Raw genomic sequence first — 21,198 nt, 5'->3', positions numbered from 1 at the left:
TCGGCTTTTTTTGTTCTTTCCGAGGTTTCCCGTGCAATGGATTAGCGAATACTGGAACAACGAGAATGCGTGGTCGATGTTCTGGCTGGTTTGGTCGGTGTATGCGCTGGTGATCGGTGTCTGGGTGCTGATGCAGCGCAGCGCTCCCGCGGCGACGCTGGGCTGGCTGCTGGCACTGGCGGCGCTGCCCGTGGGCGGGCTGGGCGTCTATTACTTCTTTGGTCCGCAGCGCCTCAAGCGCCTGCGCAACAAGCGCCTGCGCCGGCACCAGTCCTCGCGGCTGAGGGTCAGCGCGGCGCGGCTGCGCGAGCAGATTCCGGCCGCGACGGCACGCATGCACCAGGTCGCCCGGCTGGTGAACCGCACCGCCGAGTTCCCCGTGAGCAGCGCCACGCGCATGGACCTGCTGGTGGGCGGCGACCGCACTTTCGACAGCCTGCTCGAAGCGGTGCGCGCCGCGCGCCACCACATCCATCTCGAGTACTACATCTTCGAGCCGGACCGTACCGGTACGATGCTGATGGAGGCGCTCGTCGAGCGTGCACGCGCCGGCGTCAAGGTGCGCATGCTGGTCGACTCGATGGGCTCGAAGAAGATCCGGCGCAGGTTCTACGCGCCGCTGGTCGAGGCCGGCGGCGAGTTCGCGTTTTTTCATCCGTCCAAGATCGGCCGGCGCCTGCGCCCGGTGATCAACTTCCGCACCCACCGCAAGATCCTGGTCTGCGACGGCAGGGTCGGGTTCACGGGCGGCGTCAACATCACCGACGAGGAAAGCAGCCGGGTGATGGACTGTGCCTACCACGACGTGCACCTGCGGCTCGAAGGCCCGGTGGTCAACTGGCTGCAGACGGTGTTTCTCGAGGACTGGTCCTATGCGCTCGAGCGCACCCATCCGGTCGAGCCGCTCGATCTCGACTCCCTGCTGCCGGAGATCAAGCCGGGCGAGTTCGCGCTGCAGATCGTGACTTCCGGCCCCGACAACCGGCTTGAGGCGATCCACCGCGCCTATGTCGCGGCCATCAACGCGGCCGATGACCGTGTCTGGCTCACGACGCCATACTTCGTGCCCACCGAGGCCGCAATGACGGCGCTGACGAATGCCGCGCTGCGTGGCGTCGATGTGCAGATCCTGGTGCCGGAGAAATCCGACTCCTTCATCGTCACCGCGGCCGCGCGCTCCTATTTCGACGAGCTGATCGCCTGCGGCGCCAAGGTCTACGAGTACCGTGCGCGCATGCTGCACTCCAAGACTCTGGTCGTGGACGACAACATGGCCTTCATCGGAACGGCGAATTTCGACTACCGCAGCTTCTTTCTCAATTACGAGGTCTGCGCCATCGCCTACGGTCTCGAACTCAACGAGGACCTTGCCGCCCAGTTCAAGCTGGATCTGGAATGCGCGCGCTTAGTTCATTACGACCGCAAGCAGCGCTTTTTCCCGCGGCTGGGGGACTCGGTGGCGCGCCTGTGTTCGCCGCTGCTCTGATACGCTGGCGCGGCCAATTCCCGGGCATACTCCGGGCATGGCTGAAACCACGCTCTTCTGGCACGACTACGAAACCTTCGGTGCCCAACCCCGCTACGACCGCCCGGCGCAGTTCGCGGGCATCCGCACCGACATGGAACTCAACGAGATCGGCGAGCCGCTGGCGCTGTACTGCCAGCCGGCCAGCGATTACCTGCCCGATCCAAAATCCTGCCTGATCACCGGTCTCACACCCCAGCACTGCGCGGCCCAGGGCGTGCCCGAGCATGCGTTCGCGGCGCGCATCGAGGAGGAGCTCGCCGCTCCGGGCACGGTGGGCGTGGGCTACAACACCATCCGCTTCGACGACGAGATCACGCGCTTCATGTTCTGGCGCAACCTGATCGATCCTTATGCGCGCGAATGGCAAAACGGCTGCGGCCGCTGGGACCTGCTCGATGTGGTCCGCATGGTCTATGCGCTGCGCCCCGACGGCATCGTCTGGCCGCGCAAGGAAGACGGCACGGCAAGCTTCAAGCTCGAGGACCTGGCGCGCGCCAACGGCCTGGCGCACGAGCAGGCGCATGATGCGGTGAGCGACGTGCGCGCCACGATCGCGCTGGCGCGGCTGATCCGCAAGCTGCAGCCGCGGCTGTTCGACTTCGCCTTCGGCCTGCACAAGAAGGACCGCGTGCTGCAGGAGCTGGGCCTGCCGGCCGTGGCCGCGCATGCCAAGCCTTTCCTGCATGTCTCGGGCATGTTTGGCGCCGCGCGTGGCTGCATTGCCGTGATGTGGCCGCTGGCCACGCATCCGGCCAACAAGAATGAGATCCTGGCCTGGGACCTGTCGCAGGACCCGACGGAACTCGCCACGCTGGGCGTCGAGGACTTGCGCCTGCGCCTGTTCACGCGCAGCGCCGACCTGCCCGAAGGCGTGGCGCGGCTGCCGATCAAGAGCATCCATGTCAACAAGTCGCCGATGGTGGTCAGCAGCCTGAAGACACTGAGTCCGGCCATGGCGCAGCAGTGGGGCATCGATATCGAGCAGTCGCTGCAGTACGCCGCCGTGGCGCGCGACCTGCCGGACATGAGCGCGCTCTGGAAGCAGGTGTTCCAGCGGCCCGCGGCTGCCCCGGTGGATGTCGACCAGGACCTGTATGGCGGCTTCGTCGGCAACGAGGACCGGCGCCGCCTGAACCATCTGCGCTCGCTCACGCCGCTGGAGCTGGCCATGGACCGCACCGGTTTCGATGATCCGCGGCTGGGCGAACTCGTGTTCCGCTACCGCGCGCGCAATTTCGCAGAGACGCTGTCGCCCGAAGAGCAACAGCGCTGGCTGGAGCACCGCGCCGCCTGCCTGCTGGACGGCCGGGGCGGGGCGCGTACCGTGGAGCGGATGTCGGTCGAGATCGACGAGCTGTTCGAGACGGTCGACGAGCGCGGCGGGGAAATCCTCGAGGCGCTTTATGAATATGCGGAGGCGGTGGTTCCGGAGGCTTGAGTTGTCGAGGCAACACATCCTGGGCTGGGGTGATCTGTCAACCTGGCATCCTTCGACAGGCTCAGGGGGGCCGCCGAGGGGCGCCCGGCTAGGGGCGCCCGGCTAGGGGCGCCCGGCCAGGGTGAACGGAGTGGGGCTTGGCTCTGGAGGAGCAGTTTTTGAGGCCGTTTGTGCTGAGCCTGTCGAAGCATGTCGGTGCTGCGGCTCCTCCACCGGTCCTCACATCGTGCCAAAAAACCGGTAGCACACCGCAATCGCCGCCACCACGCCCGCGAACTCGGCGATCAGCGCGCAGCCTACCGCATGGCGTGCGCGCTGGATTCCCACCGCGCCGAAATACACCGCCAGCACATAGAACGTGGTTTCGGTGCTGCCCTGGATGGTGGCCGCGGCCAGGGCCGCAAAGCTGTCCACGCCCTGGCTCTGCATGGTCTCGATCAGCATGGCGCGCGCCGCGCTGCCCGAGAACGGCTTGACCAGCGCCGTCGGCAGTGCGTCGACAAAGCGCGCATCCCAGCCGCCCGCATCGACCAGCCAGCGAATGCCCGACAGCGCATAGTCGAGCGCGCCCGATGCGCGGAACACCCCCACTGCGCAGAGCATGGCGACCAGATAGGGCAGCAGCCCCCGGGCGACGTCGAAGCCTTCCTTGGCGCCTTCGATGAAACTGTCGTAGACCGGCAGCCTGCGCCAGGCGCCCAGGCACACGAACAGCAGGATCAATCCAAACAGCGTGAGATTGCCCAGCAGCGACGACAGCGTGGCCAGCGCCGCGGCGCTGAGCGTGGTGAGCAGCGCCATGAAGCCGCCCAGCAGCAGGGCCACCGGCAGCAGATAGGCCAGCACCACGGGATCCCAAAGCCGCAGGCGCTGCACCAGACCAACGGCCAGCAACGCCACCAGCGTCGATGCCGAGGTGGCCAGAAGAATCGGCAGGAACACCAGCGTGGGGTCGGGCGCGCCCTGCTGCATGCGGTACATGAAGATCGTCACCGGCAGCAGCGTCAGCGACGAGGCGTTGAGCACCAGGAACAGGATCTGCGCGTTGGTCGCGGTATCAGGGCGCGGGTTCAGCGTCTGCAATTCGCGCATGGCCTTGAGGCCCATGGGCGTGGCCGCATTGTCGAGGCCCAGCGCATTGGCGGCGAAGTTCAGCGTGATCAGGCCCAGCGCCGGATGGCCGCGCGGCACTTCCGGCATCAGCCGCGCGAACAGAGGCCCCAGCGCCCAGGCCAGCCATTGCACCACGCCGGCTTTTTCCGCGATGCGCAGGAAGCCGAGCCACAGCGTCAGCGTGCCAAAGAGCAGCACCATGACTTCGACCGACAGCCGGGCCATGGCGAACAGCGCCTGGACCATGGCCGCAAACACCTGGCTTTGCCCGCCGACGAGCCACTGGGCCAGAGCGGCCACGGCCGCAATGATGAAAAAGCCCAGCCACAAGGCATTGAGCATCGGGAGTCTCCTGCTGGAAGAGGCGGCCCAACGGGGCGTTTGCCATCTGGCCGCTATTGTCGGGGCAGGCAGCGCGCCGTCGCTGCATGACAGCGCATAAATCCCGTGACCTGCCCGAAAATGTTCCAAAATGTCACGAAGTTGTCTTGCGCGCTTTGCATCATCTGGCCATTGCTGCCCGTCCGCCTGCCTGTGCCCGTTCCGTGACTGCCCTGTACGCCCGCTGCCTGTATCTGCTTTTGCAACTGCGCCCGCCTGCTTCCCCGATGCCCTTGCGCATGGGTTGGCGCGGCATGCGGATGGCCTGCATTGCGGGGGCACTGCTGGTGTTGGGCTTGGTGTGGTGGCTGGCCTGGCAGAGCGTCGAAGCCGAGCGCGAGCAGTTGCAGCTGAGCACGCGCCAGCAGCAGGCCAGCCTGGCGGCGGTGGTGGCGGAGAATCTGGCGCAGGTGGTGAACAAGGGCCGGCTGATGGCGCTGGCCGCGGGCGACGCGCTGGCTGGCCATGGGCGCGGGGAGCACTCCGCCGCCGAGGTGCACCGCCGGCTGTCCCCGATGCTGGTGGCGGAGCACAGCTTTGCCCGCTATCTGCTGCTCGACGCGGCATTTGCGCCCGTCGATTCCTCGTATCCGATCGCTCGCGCCGAACTGGCGCCGCTGGTGGCCGCGTTGCGCCAGGTGGGGCCCGCGCCCGGGGAGTCGGCACGGCTGCTGCCGGCGGCGCGCGACGCGGCATCGGGCCACCCCGACCTCTGGCAAATGCCGCTGGCTTATGCGCTGCGACCGGTGGAGGCCGACAACGTGCGCGTGGCGGGCGGCTATCTGGTGCTCATGCTGGACCTGGGCTACTTACTCAACCTGTACCGCGACGTAGAAATGGGCGCGGGCAGTTCCATCCACCTGCTCGACGCGCAGGGACGGGCGCTGGCGGAGCTGGGCGCGCAGGGCCTCACCATGCCGTTTTCGCGCAGCCAGGCGGCGCCGATGGCGCTGATGTCGGGCAATCGCGGTGCGGCGGTGGCGGCGCTGCAGCCGGGCGCCGCTGCCAGCCAGTTCAGCTGGCGGCGCAGCGCGCAGTCGCCGTTCATCGTCGTGGCGAGCCGGGGCCTGGAATGGGTCGATGCGCCCATGCGCGAGGGCAGCCGCAAGGTCTGGACGCTGCTGGGCGTGCTGAGCCTCTGCCTGCTTCTGGCGGTCGGCGGGATGCTGCGCGTGCTGCGCCACCAGGAAGGCCTGTTTGTCGCACTGAGCGTGGCCAACCGCGACAAGCACACGCTGATCGACCAGCTGGAGCAGGAAAAGGCGAAGGCACTGGAACTGGCGGCGAACGACCATCTGACCGGGCTGCACAACCGCCGCATGTTCAACGAACTCGTGGCCAGCCACCTCGCGCTGGCGCGGCGCAGCCGCAAGTTCTACGCCCTGATGTACCTCGACCTGGACCGTTTCAAGGCCATCAACGACACGCTGGGCCACCATGTGGGCGACCTGCTGCTGCAGGCCGTGGGGCAGCGGCTGCGCCAGCTGCTGCGCAGTTCCGACATCATTGCGCGCATGGGCGGCGACGAGTTCGCGGTGCTGGTCACGGGCATGGATGCGATGGCCGACATGGACGCGCTGGCGGCCAAGCTCATCGAGCAGCTGAGCCAGCCCTACGACGGGCTCGAGGGCCACAGCCTGCAGGTCACGCCCAGCATCGGCGTGGCCTTCTTTCCGCGCGATGGCCACGACGTCACGCTGCTGTGCCGCAATGCCGATGCCGCGATGTACGCGAGCAAGCGCGCCGGCCGCGGCCGCTTCAGCTACTACGATGCCACGGCCAGCGCCGACAGCGCGCGCAGCTACGCGCTCGAGCGCCAGTTGCCGCGCGCGGTCGCCGACCGGCAGCTGGTGCTGCATTTCCAGCCCAAGGTGCGGCTGCATGACTGCCGCATCATGGGCTTCGAGGCGCTGGTGCGCTGGCAGCATCCCGATTACGGGCTGATCTACCCGGGCGAGTTCATTGCCGCGGCCGAGGTCACGGGCGCGATCCGCGCTCTGGGCGACTGGGTCCTGCAGGCCTGCTGCGAGCAGGCGGCGGCCTGGCGCGGCCAGGGGCTCGAGCCGGTGCCGATTGCCTTCAATGTCTCGCCGGTGCAGCTGCGCGACGGCGCATTTGCCGAGCGCCTGGCCGCGCATATCGCGCAGCACGGGATCGAGGCCGGCGACCTGAGCATGGAAATCACCGAAAGCTGCCTGCTCGAGCCGCGCGCACTGGCGCTGAGCGTGCTCGAACAGGTGCGCGCGATGGGCGTGTCGATTGGCCTGGATGATTTCGGCACCGGCTTCTCCAGCCTGAGCCAGATCAAGGACCTGCCGATCGACACCCTCAAGCTCGACCGCTCCTTTGTCAACGACATCCGCAGCAGCAGCGAGGCCGGGGTGATCGTGACCTCGGTGATCACGCTCGCGCACAACCTCAAGATGCGCGTGGTCGCCGAGGGTGTCGAGCTGATGGACCAGCTGGTCTATCTCAAGACCGCCGGCTGCGATGAAGCCCAAGGCTATTTCCTCAGCCGCCCGGTGGGCTCGCATGCCGCGGAGGACTTGCTGCGCGCGGGCTATCTGTACCCGGCGTGAAAAGGCGCTGCGCATGACACTCTCGACCCACGACGCCGTGAAGCGGCGACAAATGCTGGCGCAATGGCTGTCCATCGGCCTGGGGGCCGCTGGCACGGCGCGGGCCCAAGCGCGTTCTGCGCCCGCGCAGTGCGCACCGCTGCCGCAGCTGCGCTTTGCCGTCATTCCCAAGACCCAGGACGATGCGCAGACCCGGGCCTACGGCTTGATGGCCCAGGCGCTGTCCGCGGCGCTGGGAATGCCGGTCGAGATGGTTCCCGCTGCGTCCTATTCGGCCGTGGTCCAGGGGTTGCAGGCGGGGCGCATCGATGTGGCCGAACTCGGGCCTGCAACCTATGTGCAGATGCAGCGCAATGGCGCGGTGGCGCTGCCGTTTGCGGCCTTGGTCAACAGGCCCGGCACATTGAACCGCTACCACGCGCTGCTGGTGGTGCGCCGCGGCTCGCGCTGGCGCGGCTGGCAGGACCTGCGCGGCGCGACGCTGGCCCTGGTCGATCCGGCCAGCACCTCCGGCGCCTTGCTGCCCCGGCTTGCGATGCGCAAGCTGAGCGGCATGGAACTCGAAGCCTATTTTTCGCGCGTGTCCTATGCCGGCTCGCACAACCGCGCGCTGGCCGCCGTGCGCGACGGGCTGGTCGACGCGGCATTCGTCTCGAGCGAGCGCCTGGCGCTGGCGCAGGAGCGCGGGCTGGTGGCGGCCGGCGAGCTGCGCACGCTCTGGACGTCGGCACCGCTGCCCACCGATGCGCTGGTGATGCGCAGGCAGCTGTGCCCGGCGTTGCAGGCCCGGCTGCGCCAGGTCTTCGTGCAGCAGCAGGCGCTGCTGCAGCCGGCGCTGCAAGCCCTGGGCAAGCAGGGCGTGGTGGCGGTCGAGGCCAGCGACTACGCCGAGGTGGCGCGCATGCTGGGCCCTGGCGCGCCTTGAGCTGCCTCAGCGCGCCTTGGGCTCGAGGCGCAGCAGCTGGCCGTTGCCGGCGTCGGTCAGCACGTACAGCAAGCCGTCCGGGCCTTCGCGCACGTCGCGCACGCGCTGGCCCAGCCTGGGCAGCAGCAGATGGCGCGCGGTGACACGGCCGTCCCGGACTTCCAGGCGCTCGAGCATGCGGCTCTTGAGCGCCCCGACCACCATCTGCCCCTTCCATGCCGCGCCATATTTGTCGCTGCTGATGAAGGCCATGCCCGACGGCGCAATGGACGGCACCCAGTAGTGCAGCGGCTGCTCCATGCCGTCCTGCGCGGTGATGCCCTTGCCGATCGCGCCGCCGCCATAGTTCTCGCCATAGGTGATCACGGGCCAGCCGTAGTTCTTGCCGGGCGCGGGGCGGTTGATCTCGTCGCCGCCCTGCGGGCCATGCTCGTGCACCCACAGCTGGCCGTCCGGGCCCAGCGCCGCGCCCTGCGGGTTGCGGTGGCCCCGGCTCCAGATCTCGGGCAGCGCGTCGGCGCGCTGCCTGAAAGGGTTGTCGGCAGGCACGCTGCCGTCTTTGCCGACGCGCACCACCTTGCCGAAGTGGCTGCGCAGGTTCTGCGATTCCTCCTTCGCGGTGGAGCGCTCGCCCAGCGCCAGGAACAGCGTGCCATCGGACTTGCCGTCCACCTGGCGCTCGACGATGCGGCAGCCGAAATGCAGCCGGCTCGCGTACTTGGGCTGCTGCGAGAAGATCACCTTCACGTCTTCAAGGCGCGTCGCGTCGCTGGAGAGCCGGGCGCGCGCGAGCGCCGTGCTGTTGACGGCGGTATCGCCATTCGGGCCGGGTTCGGAAAAGCAGAAGTACAGCGTGCGGTTGCGCGCGAAATCGCTGTCGAGTTGTACGTCGAGCAGGCCGCCTTGTCCGCCTGCGGCAATGGCCGGCAATCCGGCCAGCGGTGCGAGCAGGCGGCCGTTGGCTTCGACGATGCGCATGCGGCCGGGCTTTTCGGTGACCAGAAAGCGCCCGTCCGGCAGGAAGGCCAGCGCCCAGGGATTTTCCAGCCCGCTGGCAACCGGTCTTGCCTCGACATCCGGTGCCCCGGCCGCGGCCGGTGTCGCGGCCAGCGGCTGCGCATGCGCGGCGGGCGCCAGGGCCAGGGTCAACAGGGCGGCCGCGGCAGCGACGGGGAGGGCAAAGACAGGGCGCATGGGCAATCATCTCCTCGGACAAGTGGACAAAAGGGCTGCCTGCATTGTTTTCCGGCCACCCCCGATCTGCGCGATGTCCCTGCGCGGGGATTGGATAAATGCCGCTGCGGCCTGTGCGCTGGCGGAAATTTCCAGCGCCACCATGCGAAAAAAACCAAAGCGGCTTTGGCAAACTTGCTGCAATTGCTGCGCCGCAGGTGTATAACCTGCACCCTTTGGGGTGCGCATCCCGGTCGGGGCGTGCGCGCCTTTCACCTGAAGGAAATATTCATGGGCGCGCAGTGGAAATCAAAGGGCAAGGCACTGGTTGCCGACGCCAAGGGCAAGCTGTTTGGCAAATTGGCCAAGGAAATCATGGTGGCCGCCCGCGGCGGTGCCGATCCGGCCGCCAACTCCAAGCTGCGCCTGGTCGTCGAGCAGGCCCGCAAGGTGTCGATGCCCAAGGACACCCTGGAGCGCGCGATCAAGAAGGGCGCGGGCCTCACGGGCGAGACCGTCAACTTCGAACATGTGATCTATGAAGGCTATGCGCCGCACCGCGTGCCGGTCATGGTCGAATGCCTGACCGACAACCTCAACCGCACCGCGCCCGAGATGCGCGTGGCCTTCCGCAAGGGCCAGATGAGTGCCGTGGCCTGGGATTTCGACCATGTAGGCATGATCGAGGCCGAACCTGCCGAAGCCGGCGCCGACGCCGAACTGGCCGCCATCGAGGCCGGTGCCCAGGACTTCGAAGCCGGCGAAGCCGAAGGCAGCACGCTGTTCATCACCGACCCGACCGATCTGGACCTGGTCGCGAAGGCGCTGCCGGCGCATGGTTTCACGGTGCTGTCCGTCAAGCTTGGCTACAAGGCCAAGAACCCGATCAGCGCGTCGAGCCTGAGCGCCGAGCAGCTCGAAGAAGTGCAGGCCTTCCTGGCGGGCATCGACGACAACGACGATGTGCAGAACCTGTTCGTGGGTCTGGTGGACTGAGCTGCCACCGGGCGCGCCGGCAGCGGCTGCGCGCCAGCGTAAAAAAACCGCCTTGGTTGCCCAAGGCGGTTTTTTTGTTATTTCGTGCCGAAGATCCGGTCGCCGGCGTCGCCCAGGCCCGGCAGGATATAGCCGTGGCTGTCGAGCTCGCGGTCGATGGCCGCCGTGTAGATCGGCACATCGGGGTGGGCCTTCTGCATCGTTGCAATGCCTTCGGGCGCGGCCAGCAGACACATGAACTTGATGGACTTGGGGTTCATCTGCTTGAGGCGCGCCACGGCGGCCGCGGCCGAGTTGCCGGTGGCCAGCATCGGGTCGACGACGATGATGTCGCGCTCGGCCATCTCGGAGGGCATCTTGAAGTAGTACTCGACCGGCTGCAGCGTCTCGGGGTCGCGGTACAGGCCGATGTGGCCGATGCGCGCGCCCGGCACGACGTTGAGCATGCCGTCGAGGAAGCCGTTGCCGGCGCGCAGGATCGAGACCAGCACCAGCTTCTTGCCGTCGATGACCTTGCCGGTCATGGTTTCCATCGGCGTTTCGATCTCGATGTCCTGCAGCGGCATGTCGCGCGTGATCTCATAGGCCATCAAGGTGCTGAGCTCGCCGAGCATGCGGCGAAAGCTGTTGGTGCTGGCTTCCTTGCGGCGCATCAGCGTGAGTTTGTGCTGGACCAACGGGTGGTCGATGAGATGAACTTGGCTCATGTTGTTCTATGGATTCAACAGGGATATGGAGGGACTGCGCACAAGTGCGCAGGCCGGGCGTCAGTCCGCCAGGAAGCGGGCGTAGCGTTCGAGGTCGACATTGCCGCCACTGATGATGACGCCAACGCGCGCACCCGCAAGCGCAACGCCGCCATGCAGGGCTCCGGCAAATGCCAGGGCGCCGGTGGGCTCGACCACGATTTTCATGCGTTCGGCAAAAAAGCGCAGCGCCTGCACCAATTGCTCGTCGGAAACCGTGAGTATGTCCTCGACCGCAGGCCGGATCACGGCAAAGGTGATATCGCCCAGGGACTGCGATTGTGCGCCATCGGCAATGGTCTTGGGCGTGGGAATGCGCACCAGCGTGCCGCTGCGCAGCGATTGCTGGCCGTCATTGCCGGTCTCGGGTTCGACACCGTAGACCTTGCACTGCGGCGCAAGTGCCTGCGCGGCCAGCAGACTGCCCGACAGCAGGCCGCCGCCGCCCAGGCAGACAAACAGGTAGTCGAGGTCGGGCACCTCTTCGAACAACTCCTTGGCCACCGTGCCCTGGCCGGCGATCACATCCGCATGGTCGAACGGTGGAATCAGCGTCATGCCGCGCTCGCGGGCCAGTTGCGCGCTGATGGCTTCGCGGTCTTCGGTGAAGCGGTTGTAGGTGACCACCTGGGCGCCGTACTCGCGCGTGGCCGCCATCTTCGCCGCCGGCGCATCTTCGGGCATCACGATCACGGCCGGCATGTCGAGCAGCTGCGCCGACAGCGCAATGGCCTGCGCGTGGTTGCCGGACGAGAATGCCAGCACGCCACCCTTGCGCTGCGCGTCCGTGAACTGCGACAGCGCGTTGTAGGCGCCCCGAAACTTGAATGCGCCCATGCGCTGCAGGTTCTCGCACTTGAAGAACAACTGCGCGCCCAGCTGTGCATCGGCAGTACGCGAGCGCATTACGGGGGTGCGGTGGGCGACGCCATCGAGCCGGCGCGCGGCGGCCTCGACGTCGGCATACAGGGGAACGGAGATCGCGGTGGATGGCATAGATGCGTGATGAGTGGAGAGGGCTGCCAGCCATCATAGCGAGCGGCTCGGGCCAGAGCCGGCGAACTGCGTGGTTCCAAAAAGCCGAACAAGGTTCCATAGAGATCGCGCTTGTTTGTAAAAAAATGTAAATATACTTGTATTTTCTGAAGTTTCACAAATTACTGAAAATAATGCAAGGTCTTATACAGGACTCTTATAAGAATGCATCTTATTTACATTCATGGATTCATTTATCGAGCTATCCATGCTTTTGCGGGACTGCGGATTGGAGATCGGCGCAGTTGCGGGCATTACTCATGCGGACGTTCCCGGTGGCACTGCAGCGCCCGCTACTTTTCATCCGACAATCTGTGGGTTTTTTGATCATTGTCAAACGACCAAGGGTGTTGCCTGATTGATTTGTGTGTCATTTTTCACGTTGGAATTTTGTGCAACGATTCGTGAACATTTGTACGTTCAACCGCTAACAGCACAAAAATCATGCATGTGAAGACCCTTGCGGCAGCCCTGTCGGCTGCTGCGATCATGGCGCCCGCCAGCCTGCTGGCCCAGCCCACCAACAATTTCACTCTGGTTCAGGGCAAGACCGCGTCGATGGGCAAGCTGGTTGCCGCCGCCAATGGCCAGACCGTCTATGCCCTGCTGACCGACTCGCAGAAGGCGGACGAGAAGGCCGCAGCCCTGGCCGCATGCGACAAGGCCTGCCAATCCCAGTTCACGCCCGTGAAGGCAGTGGGCGCCAAGCCCCAGGGCTGGCTGCTGGCGCAGGGCCTGGTGGGTGCGGTCAAGCGCGCCGACGGCACGCTGCAAGCCACCTTCAACGGCCTGCCGCTCTATACCTTTGCGGACGACCAGGCCGCTGGCGACGTGAACGGCCAGGGCTTCAACAAGGTGGCTTATGTGGTCTCCACCGTGGGCAAGCTGAACACCGCTGCCCCCAAGCAGGCGCAAGCCGCCGTTCCCGCCGCCAAGACCGTGGCTCCGGTCGACGCCGCGCTGTTCGAGCTGGGCAAGGAAAAGTACGCCGCGACCTGCTCGGGCTGCCACGGCCCGAATGGCGAAGGCGCGTTTGGCGCAGCGCTCAAGGGCAACAAGATGATTGCCAATGACGACGCCTTCATCAAGCAGATCCTCGTCGGCAGCGGCGACATGCCCAGCTTCGCGCCCATGCTGGCCGACGCCGACGTGGCCGCCATCGCCACCTTCGCGCGCAATGCCTGGGGCAACAAGCTCGGCGGCATCACCGTGGACCAAGTCAAGAAACTGCGCTGAGCCACCGGCCTGAGAAGCGTGCCGCCGCCGCTGGCGGGCGCTGCTCTCGGCCGCCTCCTGCGTGTTCAAACCATCTGACCGAATTTGCATTCATGAATTTCAAGACCCTCGCCCTGGCCGCTGCGATCAGCGCCACCTTCGTGCCCGCAGCGTTCGCTGACATGGCCGCCTATCGTCCCGTGACCGACGCCAACGTGCTCAACCCCGAAGCCGGTGAATGGCTGATGTGGCGCCGCACGGTGGACAACCAGGCCTACAGCCCGCTGGAACAGGTCAACGCCAAGAACGTCGGCGAACTGCGCATGGAATGGTCGTGGTCGCTGCCCGTGGGCGGCCTGACCGAAGTCGCGCCCCTGGTGCGTGACGGCGTGATGTTCGTCGGCATGAACCGCTCCGTGGTTCAGGCCCTGGATGCCACCAATGGCAACCTGATCTGGGAATACAAGCACAAGAACCCGGAATGGACCGGCGGCTACCACGCCAGCCAGGCCGACCGCCAGCGCAACAACATCGTGTTGTACAAGGACAAGGTCTACCTGACCACGGCCGACGCGAAGATCGTCGCGCTGGACGCCAAGACCGGCAAGTCGCTGTGGGAAACCCAGGCTGCCGACTGGAAGAAGGGCTTCAGCTACACCGCCGGCGCCATGGTCGTCAACGGCTTGATCTACACCGGCATGTCCGGCTGCTCGATTGCCGACACCGGCGGCGGCTGCTTCATCATGGCCCACGATGCCGAGACCGGCAAGGAAGTCTGGCGCGTCAACACGCTGTCCGATCTGACGCGCAAGGAAGTCGAAGCCTCGTGGAACGGCATCCCTCCCGAAAACCGCTACGGCGGCTCGGCCTGGATCACCGGCGCCTATGACGCCAAGCGCGACACCTTGTTCTGGGGCGTGGGCATGCCCATCCCCTGGGCCGAGTCCGTGCGCGGCACGCAGGGCGGCGCGACGCTGTACACCAACTCGACGCTGGCCATCGATGCCAAGACCGGCAAGGTCAAGTGGTACTACCAGCATCTGGGCCGCGACGACTGGGATCTGGACAGCGTGTTCGAACGCGTGCTGGTCGAGTCGGAAATCGCGCCCGATGCCAAGGAAGTGCGCTATATGAGCGCCAAGGTCAAGCCGGGCAAGAAGTACGACGTCATCGTGACGGTGCCGGGCAAGTACGGCACGGCCTTCGTGCTCGAGCGCGACACGGGCGACCTGCTGTGGGCGCGCGACACCGCCTACCAGAACGTGGTCAAGGGCTTCACCAAGGATGGCAAGTCCATCCCCAACGCCGACCTGATCTCGAAGACCATCGACCAGACCGTGCACGTCTGCGGCGGCCGTTCGCTGGGCAAGCTGTGGCAAGCCGGCGCCTACAGCCCCAAGACCAACTCCTTCTACTTCCCCATGGCGGAGTCCTGCCGTGACCTGACGCCCAACCCGGGCGAATACGTCACCGGCGGTGCGCTGGGCTTCCAGAAGTCGGGCCCGGCCCAGGCGGCTCCCGGCGAGACCAACACCGGCCGCTTCTACGCGTTCAACGTGAAGACCGGCAAGATGGAGTGGGTCAAGAAGCAGGCCGCGCTGTTCACCTCGTCGGCGCTGACCACGGCGGGCGACCTGGTGTTCGTGGGCGACAGCATGCGCAACTTCACGGCTTTCGAGCAGGCATCGGGCAAGCAGCTGTGGAACAGCAAGCTCAACACCTCGGTGTCGGGCAACCCCATGACCTACAGCGTCAACGGCAAGCAGTACATCGCCATCACGACGGGTCCGCACGCACAGACGCCTACGGCGGTGGCGGTGAACCCCGAGCTGAAGAACGTGAACGACACCGGCCACTCGCTGTTCGTGTTCGCGCTGCCTGAAGCCAAGGCCGCCAAGTAATCCAGGCCAGGGCCGCAGGGCCCGCCAATGGAGCAAACCCGCGGGCAGCGATGCCCGCGGGTTTTTTTATGGCATCGCCGCTATTTCTTGTTGCCCAGGATGCCGCCGAGCACCCCGCGCAGTATCTGCCGGCCCAGCGAATTGCCCATGGTGCGCACCGTGGACTTGGCCATGGTCTGCACCAGGCCGTCATGCTTGCCGCCGCGCGGACCGGTGCGGCCGAACAGCAGTTCGTTGAGCCCGCCCAGCATGCCGGGCTCGGCCGCATCCGCAGCCTGGCCCTTGCCGGCGCCCGCAGACGTGGGCGCCTTGGCCACAGGTGCGGCCTCGGCGGTGCGCTGCCTGAGGATTTCATAGGCCGATTCACGGTCCTCGGCCTTTTCATAGATGCCCGCCACCAGCGACGACTGCAGCAATGCCTGGCGCTGGGCCGCGGTGATCGGGCCGATCTGGCTGCCCGGCGGAATCACATAGACGCGCTCGGTGATGCCCGGGCGGCCCTTTTCATCGAGGAAGCTGACCAGCGCCTCGCCCACGCCGAGCTCGGTGATCGCCGCCTCGATGTCCAGGCCCGGGTTCTGGCGCATGGTCGTGGCCGTGGCCTTCACGGCCTTCTGGTCGCGCGGCGTGAACGCGCGCAGCGCATGCTGCACGCGGTTGCCGAGCTGGGCCAGCACGCTGTCGGGTATGTCCAGCGGGTTCTGCGTGACGAAATACACGCCCACGCCCTTGGAGCGCACCAGGCGCACGACCAGTTCGATGCGCTCGAGCAGCACCTTGGGCGCATCGGCAAACAGCAGGTGGGCCTCGTCGAAGAAAAACACCAGCCGGGGTATTTCGGGATCGCCGATTTCCGGCAGCTTCTCGAACAGCTCCGACAGCAGCCACAGCAAAAACGTGGAGTAAAGCCGCGGCGCATTCATCAGTCTGTCTGCCGAGAGGATGTTGACCACGCCCTTGCCAGCAGCATCGGTCTGCATCAGGTCCTCGATGTTGAGCATCGGCTCACCGAAGAACTGGTCTCCGCCCTGGCTCTCGATCTGCAGCAGGCCGCGCTGGATCGCGCCCACGCTGGCCGCGCTGATGTTGCCGTACTCGGTCGTGAACTGCCTGGCGTTGTCGCCCACATGCTGCAGCATGGCGCGCAGGTCCTTGAGATCGAGCAGCAGCAAGCCGCTGTCGTCGGCGATCTTGAACACCAGGTTCAGCACTCCCATCTGCGTGTCGTTGAGCGCGAGCATGCGGCCCAGCAGCAGCGGGCCCATGTCGGAGACCGTGGCGCGCACCGGGTGGCCTTGCTGGCCGAACACGTCCCACAGCGTGGCGGGGCAGGCCAGCGGCTGCGGTGGCGCGATGCCGCGTTCCTTGAGCGAAGCCGCGAGCTTTTCGCCGATACTGCCGGGCTGGCTGATGCCGGCCAGGTCGCCCTTGACGTCGGCCATGAACACCGGCACGCCGATCTGCGAGAAGCTTTCGGCGAGCTTTTGCAGCGTCACCGTCTTGCCGGTGCCGGTCGCGCCGGTGATCAGGCCATGGCGATTTGCCAGGGCCGGCAGCAGCGCACATTCTGTGGCAGAGTGCTGAGCGATCAGAAGTGGTGGGGCCATATCGGGATTCCTCCGGAGAAGGGTGCCGGCAAAAGTAAAATCGCCACCAGTAGATTAAATCAATACCAAAGGAATTCCTGTGGCAGGACACAGCAAATGGGCAAATATCCAGCACCGCAAAGGTCGCCAGGATGAAAAACGGGGCCGCATCTGGACCCGTATCATTCGGGAAATCATGGTGGCCGCACGCACCGGCGGCGGCGACCTGGATGCCAATCCCCGGCTGCGCCTGGCGGTTGAAAAGGCCAAGGCGGCCAACATGCCTGCGGACAACATCAAGCGCAACATCGACAAGGCCACGGGCAATCTCGAAGGCGTGAACTACGAGGAAATCCGCTACGAAGGCTACGGCATCGGCGGCGCGGCCATCATCGTCGACACCATGACCGACAACCGCGTGCGCACCGTCGCCGACGTGCGCCACGCCTTCAGCAAATATGGCGGCAACATGGGCACCGAAGGCTCGGTGGCCTTCCAGTTCAAGCATTGCGGCCAGATCATCTTCGCGCCCGGCACGTCCGAAGACCGCGTGATGGAAGTCGCGCTCGAAGCCGGTGCCGAGGACGTCGTGGTCGACGCGGAGGGCGCCATCGAGGTGCTCACCGCAGCCCCCGACTTCGAGGCCGTGCGCAACGCGCTCGAAGCCGCGGGCCTCAAGCCCGACGCGGCCGAGGTGACCATGCGCCCAGAGAACACCATCGCCCTCGAAGGCGATGACGCGACCCGCATGCAAAAGCTGCTGGACATGATCGAAGACCTGGATGACGTTCAAGACGTTTACCACAACGCAGACTTATGAAAATTCTTGTGATTGGCGGCGGAGGCCGTGAGCACGCTTTGGCGTGGAAGATGGCGCAATCGCCCAAGTCCACCAAGGTGTATGTCGCACCGGGCAACGGTGGCACGGCGCTGGCGGGCGGCAAGCTCGAGAACCTGGCGCTGACCGATGTCGTGGCGCTGCGCGAATGGGCGCAGGCCGAGAAGGTCGGCCTGACCGTGGTCGGCCCCGAGGCGCCGCTGGCAGCGGGCGTCGTGGACGAGTTCCGCGCGCACGGCCTGCGCGTGTTCGGCCCGACCAAGGCTGCGGCGCAGCTGGAAAGCTCCAAGGCGTTCTCCAAGGCCTTCATGGCGCGCCACAACATCCCCACGGCAGCCTACGACACCTTCACCGACGCGGCGCTGGCCCATGCCTACGTGGACCGCATCGGCGCGCCCATCGTGGTCAAGGCCGACGGCCTGGCCGCCGGCAAGGGCGTGGTCGTGGCGCTGACGCTGCAGGAAGCGCATGATGCGGTCGACTTCATGCTGGTCGACAACAAGTACGGCGTGAGCCACAACGCGGGCGGCGCGCGCGTCGTCATCGAGGAATTCCTCGAAGGCGAAGAGGCCAGCTTCATCGTGCTGTGCGACGGCAAGAACGTGCTGGCGCTGGCCACCAGCCAGGACCACAAGCGCCTCAAAGACGGCGACGAAGGTCCGAACACCGGCGGCATGGGCGCGTATTCGCCCGCGCCCGTGGTCACGGCCGACGTGCATGCACGCGCGATGCGCGAGATCATCCTGCCGACCATCCGCGGCATGGAGCGCGACGGCATTCCGTTCACCGGCTTCCTGTACGCGGGCCTGATGATCGACGGCTCGGGCCACCCCAAGACGCTGGAATTCAACTGCCGCATGGGCGATCCCGAAACGCAGCCGATCATGATGCGCCTCAAGAGCGATCTGGTCGACGTGATGAGCGCCGCCGTCGACGGCAAGCTCGATCAGGTCGAGCTCGAATGGGACCGCCGCACCGCGCTGGGCGTGGTCATGGCAGCGCACGGCTACCCCGAGTCGCCGCGCAAGGGCGATGCGATCACCGGCCTGCCGGCCGAAGCCGACGATGCGATGGTGTTCCATGCGGGCACCGAGCTGGTCGACGGCGTGCCGCGTGTCAACGGCGGGCGCGTGCTGTGCGTGACGGCGCTGGCCGACAGCGTCAAGCAGGCGCAGGCGCGCGTGTACGACGTGGCGCGCAGCATCCATTTCGATGGCATGCAGTACCGCCGCGACATCGGCTTTCGCGCCATCAAGAGCTGAGGTGCAAGCCATGAATGCGTCCACCGCCACCCCGGCCTCGGTGGCCCATGTGCGCGCCTACCTGACGGGTCTGCAAGACGCCATCACCAGCGCGCTCGAAGCCGTCGAAGGCGAGGGCGGCGGGCGCTTCCTGGCGGACGCCTGGCACAAGGGCCCCGAGGAGCGCCTGCAGGGCGAGGGCATCACGCGCATCATGGAGGGCGGCCGCGTGTTCGAGCGCGCGGGCTGCGGCTTCTCGCATGTGCGCGGCGCGCAGCTGCCGCCTTCGGCGACGCAGCACCGGCCCGAGCTGGCCGGCGCACCGTTCGAGGCCATGGGCGTGTCGCTGGTGTTCCATCCGCGCAACCCCTATGTGCCGACGGTGCACATGAACGTGCGCATGATCTCCGCGGGCCACCCGGGGCGCGAGCCCACGCGCTGGTTTGGCGGCGGACTCGATCTCACGCCCTGCTATGGCTTCGAGGAAGACGCGGTGCAATTCCACCGCAGCTGCCGCGATGCGCTCGAGCCCTTCGGCCATGGGCTTTACCCGCGCTTCAAGACCTGGTGCGACGAGTATTTTTTCCTCAAGCACCGCAACGAGCAGCGCGGCGTGGGCGGCATCTTCTTCGACGACTTCTGCGAACTCGCGCCCGAGCAGAGCTTTGCCATGTTGCGTGCGGTCGGCGACAGCCTGCTCAAGGCCTATCTGCCCATCGTCGCGCGCCGCAAGGACATGGCTTATGGCGAGCGCGAAATCGAGTTCCAGCGCTACCGGCGCGGCCGCTATGTCGAGTTCAACCTGGTCTGGGACCGCGGCACGCACTTCGGCCTGCAGTCGGGCGGGCGCACCGAATCGATCCTGCTGTCCATGCCGCCGCATGCCTGCTGGAGCTACCAGCGCGAGGATGCGCCGGGCACGCCCGAAGCCGCATTGACGCGCGATTTCCTGGTCCGGCGCGACTGGCTGTGAGAGGAGCCGCCCGTCTCTGTGGCGGGCTTGCGTTGCGCAGCGCGGGGTTATGCCGCGAAAAACTATAATTTCGATAGCTGTGCATGCATGCGTGCCACATCCATCATTCCAAAAACGATTGACCCGGTCCACGGAACGGGCAGCCGCTGCAGGCGTTGAGCCCCGAAGCGCGCTATATTGACCCATCTTTTCTATACATCGCCTGATGACCACCACCCCCAAAACAGAAACCGCCGCCAAGAAAGACGTCACCAAGCTCCAGCGCGCCATCGTCGATGGCCTGGAGGACGTCAAGGCGCAAGACATCCAGGTCTTCAACACCGAACACCTGTCGCCGCTGTTTGAACGCGTGATCGTGGCATCGGGCACGTCGAACCGCCAGACCAAGGCGCTCGCGGCCAGCGTGCGCGATGCCGTCAAGGAAGCCGGCTTCGACAAGCCGCGCACCGAGGGCGAAGACAACGGCGAGTGGATCATCGTCGATTGCGGCTCGGCCGTGGCGCACATCATGCAGCCCGCCATCCGCCAGTACTACCGCCTGGAGGAAATCTGGGGCGACAAGCCGGTGCGCCTGAAGCTCGGCGCCGCCAAGCCCGCGCCTTCGGCTGCCAATCTGCTGGCCGACAAGAAGGCCGCGCAGAAGGCTGCCAAGGCCGATGCCAAGGCCGCTCCCAAGTCGCGCGCCAAGCCCAAGGCCGACGAGGGCGTGAAGGCACCGGCCAAGAAGGCCGCAGCCAAGAAGCCGGCCGCCAAGACCGCCGCCAAGGCCCTGGCCGCTCCGGCCGCCAGCGCGAAGACGGCGGCGAAGACCGCCGCCAATGCCGTGGCCAAGGAAGCTGCCAAGACGGCTGCAAAGAGCGCCGCCAAGGCGGCTGCCAAGCCGGCGGCCGAAAAGCCCGCCGCCAAGAAGGCAGCGCCCGCCAAGGTCAAGACCGTGGTGGTCAAGCCTTCGGTGCCGCGCACCGCCAAGCCGGCGGCGCCTGCCGCGAAGCGCGCACCGCGCAAGGCCTCCTGATCCGCGCATGAAGCTGTTGATCGTGGCCGTGGGCCAGCGTGTGCCTGACTGGGCGCAGACGGCCTACGGCGACTACGCCAAGCGCTTTCCCCCTGAACTCAAGGTGGAACTCAAGGCGGTGAAGACCGAGCCGCGCGGCTCCAAGACCCTCGAGACGCTCTACGCCGCCGAGCGCGAGCGCATCGAGGCGGCCATTCCGCGCGGCATGCGCATCGTGGTGCTGGATGAACGCGGCACCAACCTGACGACCAAGGCGCTGGCGCAGCGCCTGCAGGGCTGGCAGCTCGAAGGCGACGACGTGGCGCTGATCATTGGCGGGCCGGACGGCTTGGACCCGGCCTTCCGCCAGGCCGCGCACGAGCGCATCCGGCTGTCCGACCTGACGCTGCCGCATGCGATGGTGCGGGTGCTGCTGATCGAGCAGCTCTACCGCGCGTGGTCGGTGAATGCGGGCCACCCTTACCACCGCGAGTAATTCTGTCGAGCGCCGACAAGGCAGCCTCGGGGCTGCCTTT

Annotated in this window: 17 protein-coding genes; 12 read left to right on the top strand and 5 right to left on the bottom strand. The window is 66.4% G+C overall.

The features are described from left to right. Positions 1 to 31: 31 nt before the first annotated feature. Together cls and sbcB are read left to right on the top strand one after the other, a co-directional pair. Positions 32 to 1,486, top strand: coding sequence for a cardiolipin synthase (gene cls / locus HUK68_RS09945; protein ID WP_390887747.1), 1,455 nt, complete (start codon positions 32 to 34; stop codon positions 1,484 to 1,486). A gap of 37 nt (positions 1,487 to 1,523) precedes the next feature. Continuing rightward, positions 1,524 to 2,966 (top strand): exodeoxyribonuclease I, encoded by a 1,443-nt coding sequence (gene sbcB / locus HUK68_RS09940; RefSeq protein ID WP_175504059.1) that lies wholly within the window; start codon positions 1,524 to 1,526, stop codon positions 2,964 to 2,966. Positions 2,967 to 3,185: 219 nt separating this feature from the next. On the opposite strand, the gene HUK68_RS09935 is transcribed toward sbcB, so the two are convergent. Beyond that, positions 3,186 to 4,421, bottom strand: coding sequence for a nucleoside recognition domain-containing protein (locus HUK68_RS09935; RefSeq protein ID WP_175504058.1), 1,236 nt, complete (start codon positions 4,419 to 4,421; stop codon positions 3,186 to 3,188). 266 nt (positions 4,422 to 4,687) lie between these two features. Here HUK68_RS09935 and HUK68_RS09930 point away from each other — a divergent pair, with 266 nt between their 5' ends. Together HUK68_RS09930 and HUK68_RS09925 are read left to right on the top strand one after the other, a co-directional pair. After that, on the top strand, positions 4,688 to 7,039 hold the full coding sequence (locus HUK68_RS09930; RefSeq protein WP_244146306.1) for a putative bifunctional diguanylate cyclase/phosphodiesterase: 2,352 nt from the start codon (positions 4,688 to 4,690) through the stop codon (positions 7,037 to 7,039). 13 nt (positions 7,040 to 7,052) lie between these two features. Next, positions 7,053 to 7,964, top strand: coding sequence for a phosphate/phosphite/phosphonate ABC transporter substrate-binding protein (locus tag HUK68_RS09925; RefSeq protein WP_175504057.1), 912 nt, complete (start codon positions 7,053 to 7,055; stop codon positions 7,962 to 7,964). 6 nt (positions 7,965 to 7,970) lie between these two features. Here HUK68_RS09925 and HUK68_RS09920 read toward each other — a convergent pair whose 3' ends face one another. Continuing rightward, positions 7,971 to 9,158, bottom strand: a complete 1,188-nt coding sequence (locus tag HUK68_RS09920) for a PQQ-dependent sugar dehydrogenase (RefSeq protein WP_175504056.1) — start codon at positions 9,156 to 9,158, stop codon at positions 7,971 to 7,973. Positions 9,159 to 9,428: 270 nt separating this feature from the next. On the opposite strand from HUK68_RS09920, the gene HUK68_RS09915 reads away from it, so the two are divergent. After that, positions 9,429 to 10,133: a YebC/PmpR family DNA-binding transcriptional regulator gene (locus HUK68_RS09915; RefSeq protein ID WP_175504055.1), complete on the top strand. Its 705-nt coding sequence runs from the start codon at positions 9,429 to 9,431 to the stop codon at positions 10,131 to 10,133. A gap of 77 nt (positions 10,134 to 10,210) precedes the next feature. Here the strand turns inward: HUK68_RS09915 and upp are convergent, their stop codons facing one another. Continuing rightward, entirely contained in the window at positions 10,211 to 10,840 is a 630-nt protein-coding gene (gene upp / locus HUK68_RS09910; protein ID WP_175504054.1) for a uracil phosphoribosyltransferase, read from the bottom strand. 60 nt (positions 10,841 to 10,900) lie between these two features. Continuing rightward, positions 10,901 to 11,875 carry a threo-3-hydroxy-L-aspartate ammonia-lyase gene (locus HUK68_RS09905; protein WP_175504053.1) on the bottom strand — a complete coding sequence of 325 codons (975 nt, stop codon included), beginning with the start codon at positions 11,873 to 11,875 and terminating at the stop codon, positions 10,901 to 10,903. 483 nt (positions 11,876 to 12,358) lie between these two features. Between HUK68_RS09905 and HUK68_RS09900 the strand changes: the two genes are divergently transcribed. Together HUK68_RS09900 and HUK68_RS09895 are read left to right on the top strand one after the other, a co-directional pair. Further along, on the top strand, positions 12,359 to 13,150 hold the full coding sequence (locus HUK68_RS09900; protein WP_175504052.1) for a c-type cytochrome: 792 nt from the start codon (positions 12,359 to 12,361) through the stop codon (positions 13,148 to 13,150). 92 nt (positions 13,151 to 13,242) lie between these two features. Further along, positions 13,243 to 15,030 (top strand): pyrroloquinoline quinone-dependent dehydrogenase, encoded by a 1,788-nt coding sequence (locus HUK68_RS09895; protein ID WP_175504051.1) that lies wholly within the window; start codon positions 13,243 to 13,245, stop codon positions 15,028 to 15,030. A gap of 80 nt (positions 15,031 to 15,110) precedes the next feature. On the opposite strand, the gene HUK68_RS09890 is transcribed toward HUK68_RS09895, so the two are convergent. Then, positions 15,111 to 16,637 (bottom strand): helicase HerA-like domain-containing protein, encoded by a 1,527-nt coding sequence (locus HUK68_RS09890; protein WP_175504050.1) that lies wholly within the window; start codon positions 16,635 to 16,637, stop codon positions 15,111 to 15,113. Between the two features lie 79 nt (positions 16,638 to 16,716). On the opposite strand from HUK68_RS09890, the gene HUK68_RS09885 reads away from it, so the two are divergent. From HUK68_RS09885 to rlmH, 5 genes are all read left to right on the top strand, one after another. Further along, entirely contained in the window at positions 16,717 to 17,436 is a 720-nt protein-coding gene (locus HUK68_RS09885; RefSeq protein WP_175504049.1) for a YebC/PmpR family DNA-binding transcriptional regulator, read from the top strand. Beyond that, positions 17,433 to 18,716, top strand: coding sequence for a phosphoribosylamine--glycine ligase (purD, locus tag HUK68_RS09880; protein WP_175504048.1), 1,284 nt, complete (start codon positions 17,433 to 17,435; stop codon positions 18,714 to 18,716). The genes HUK68_RS09885 and purD overlap by 4 nt, the downstream gene beginning before the upstream one ends. Before the next feature lie 10 nt (positions 18,717 to 18,726). Continuing rightward, the gene (gene hemF / locus HUK68_RS09875; RefSeq protein ID WP_175504047.1) at positions 18,727 to 19,668 is read left to right on the top strand and encodes an oxygen-dependent coproporphyrinogen oxidase; all 942 of its coding nucleotides are present in this window, start codon (positions 18,727 to 18,729) and stop codon (positions 19,666 to 19,668) included. Positions 19,669 to 19,873: 205 nt separating this feature from the next. Continuing rightward, on the top strand, positions 19,874 to 20,683 hold the full coding sequence (gene rsfS / locus HUK68_RS09870; RefSeq protein WP_175504046.1) for a ribosome silencing factor: 810 nt from the start codon (positions 19,874 to 19,876) through the stop codon (positions 20,681 to 20,683). A 7-nt stretch (positions 20,684 to 20,690) separates the two neighbouring features. Beyond that, on the top strand, positions 20,691 to 21,158 hold the full coding sequence (gene rlmH, locus HUK68_RS09865; RefSeq protein WP_175504045.1) for a 23S rRNA (pseudouridine(1915)-N(3))-methyltransferase RlmH: 468 nt from the start codon (positions 20,691 to 20,693) through the stop codon (positions 21,156 to 21,158). The last annotated feature ends 40 nt before the right edge of the window (positions 21,159 to 21,198 follow it).

This window comes from Comamonas antarctica, assembly GCF_013363755.1.
Taxonomy (GTDB): Bacteria; Pseudomonadota; Gammaproteobacteria; order Burkholderiales; family Burkholderiaceae_C; genus Comamonas; species Comamonas antarctica.
Note: the sequence above shows the minus strand (reverse complement) of the source record. Positions and strands in the feature narration are given on the sequence as shown.

What these genes read in the sequence shown, in the direction of transcription:
- sbcB (WP_175504059.1), top strand. Translation starts at nt 1,524, where the DNA reads ATGGCTGAAACCACGCTCTTCTGGCACGACTACGAAACCTTCGGTGCC.
- HUK68_RS09935 (WP_175504058.1), bottom strand. Translation starts at nt 4,421, where the DNA reads ATGCTCAATGCCTTGTGGCTGGGCTTTTTCATCATTGCGGCCGTGGCC.
- HUK68_RS09930 (WP_244146306.1), top strand. Translation starts at nt 4,688, where the DNA reads ATGCCCTTGCGCATGGGTTGGCGCGGCATGCGGATGGCCTGCATTGCG.
- HUK68_RS09925 (WP_175504057.1), top strand. Translation starts at nt 7,053, where the DNA reads ATGACACTCTCGACCCACGACGCCGTGAAGCGGCGACAAATGCTGGCG.
- HUK68_RS09920 (WP_175504056.1), bottom strand. Translation starts at nt 9,158, where the DNA reads ATGCGCCCTGTCTTTGCCCTCCCCGTCGCTGCCGCGGCCGCCCTGTTG.
- HUK68_RS09915 (WP_175504055.1), top strand. Translation starts at nt 9,429, where the DNA reads ATGGGCGCGCAGTGGAAATCAAAGGGCAAGGCACTGGTTGCCGACGCC.
- upp (WP_175504054.1), bottom strand. Translation starts at nt 10,840, where the DNA reads ATGAGCCAAGTTCATCTCATCGACCACCCGTTGGTCCAGCACAAACTC.
- HUK68_RS09905 (WP_175504053.1), bottom strand. Translation starts at nt 11,875, where the DNA reads ATGCCATCCACCGCGATCTCCGTTCCCCTGTATGCCGACGTCGAGGCC.
- HUK68_RS09900 (WP_175504052.1), top strand. Translation starts at nt 12,359, where the DNA reads ATGCATGTGAAGACCCTTGCGGCAGCCCTGTCGGCTGCTGCGATCATG.
- HUK68_RS09895 (WP_175504051.1), top strand. Translation starts at nt 13,243, where the DNA reads ATGAATTTCAAGACCCTCGCCCTGGCCGCTGCGATCAGCGCCACCTTC.
- HUK68_RS09890 (WP_175504050.1), bottom strand. Translation starts at nt 16,637, where the DNA reads ATGGCCCCACCACTTCTGATCGCTCAGCACTCTGCCACAGAATGTGCG.
- purD (WP_175504048.1), top strand. Translation starts at nt 17,433, where the DNA reads ATGAAAATTCTTGTGATTGGCGGCGGAGGCCGTGAGCACGCTTTGGCG.
- hemF (WP_175504047.1), top strand. Translation starts at nt 18,727, where the DNA reads ATGAATGCGTCCACCGCCACCCCGGCCTCGGTGGCCCATGTGCGCGCC.
- rsfS (WP_175504046.1), top strand. Translation starts at nt 19,874, where the DNA reads ATGACCACCACCCCCAAAACAGAAACCGCCGCCAAGAAAGACGTCACC.
- rlmH (WP_175504045.1), top strand. Translation starts at nt 20,691, where the DNA reads ATGAAGCTGTTGATCGTGGCCGTGGGCCAGCGTGTGCCTGACTGGGCG.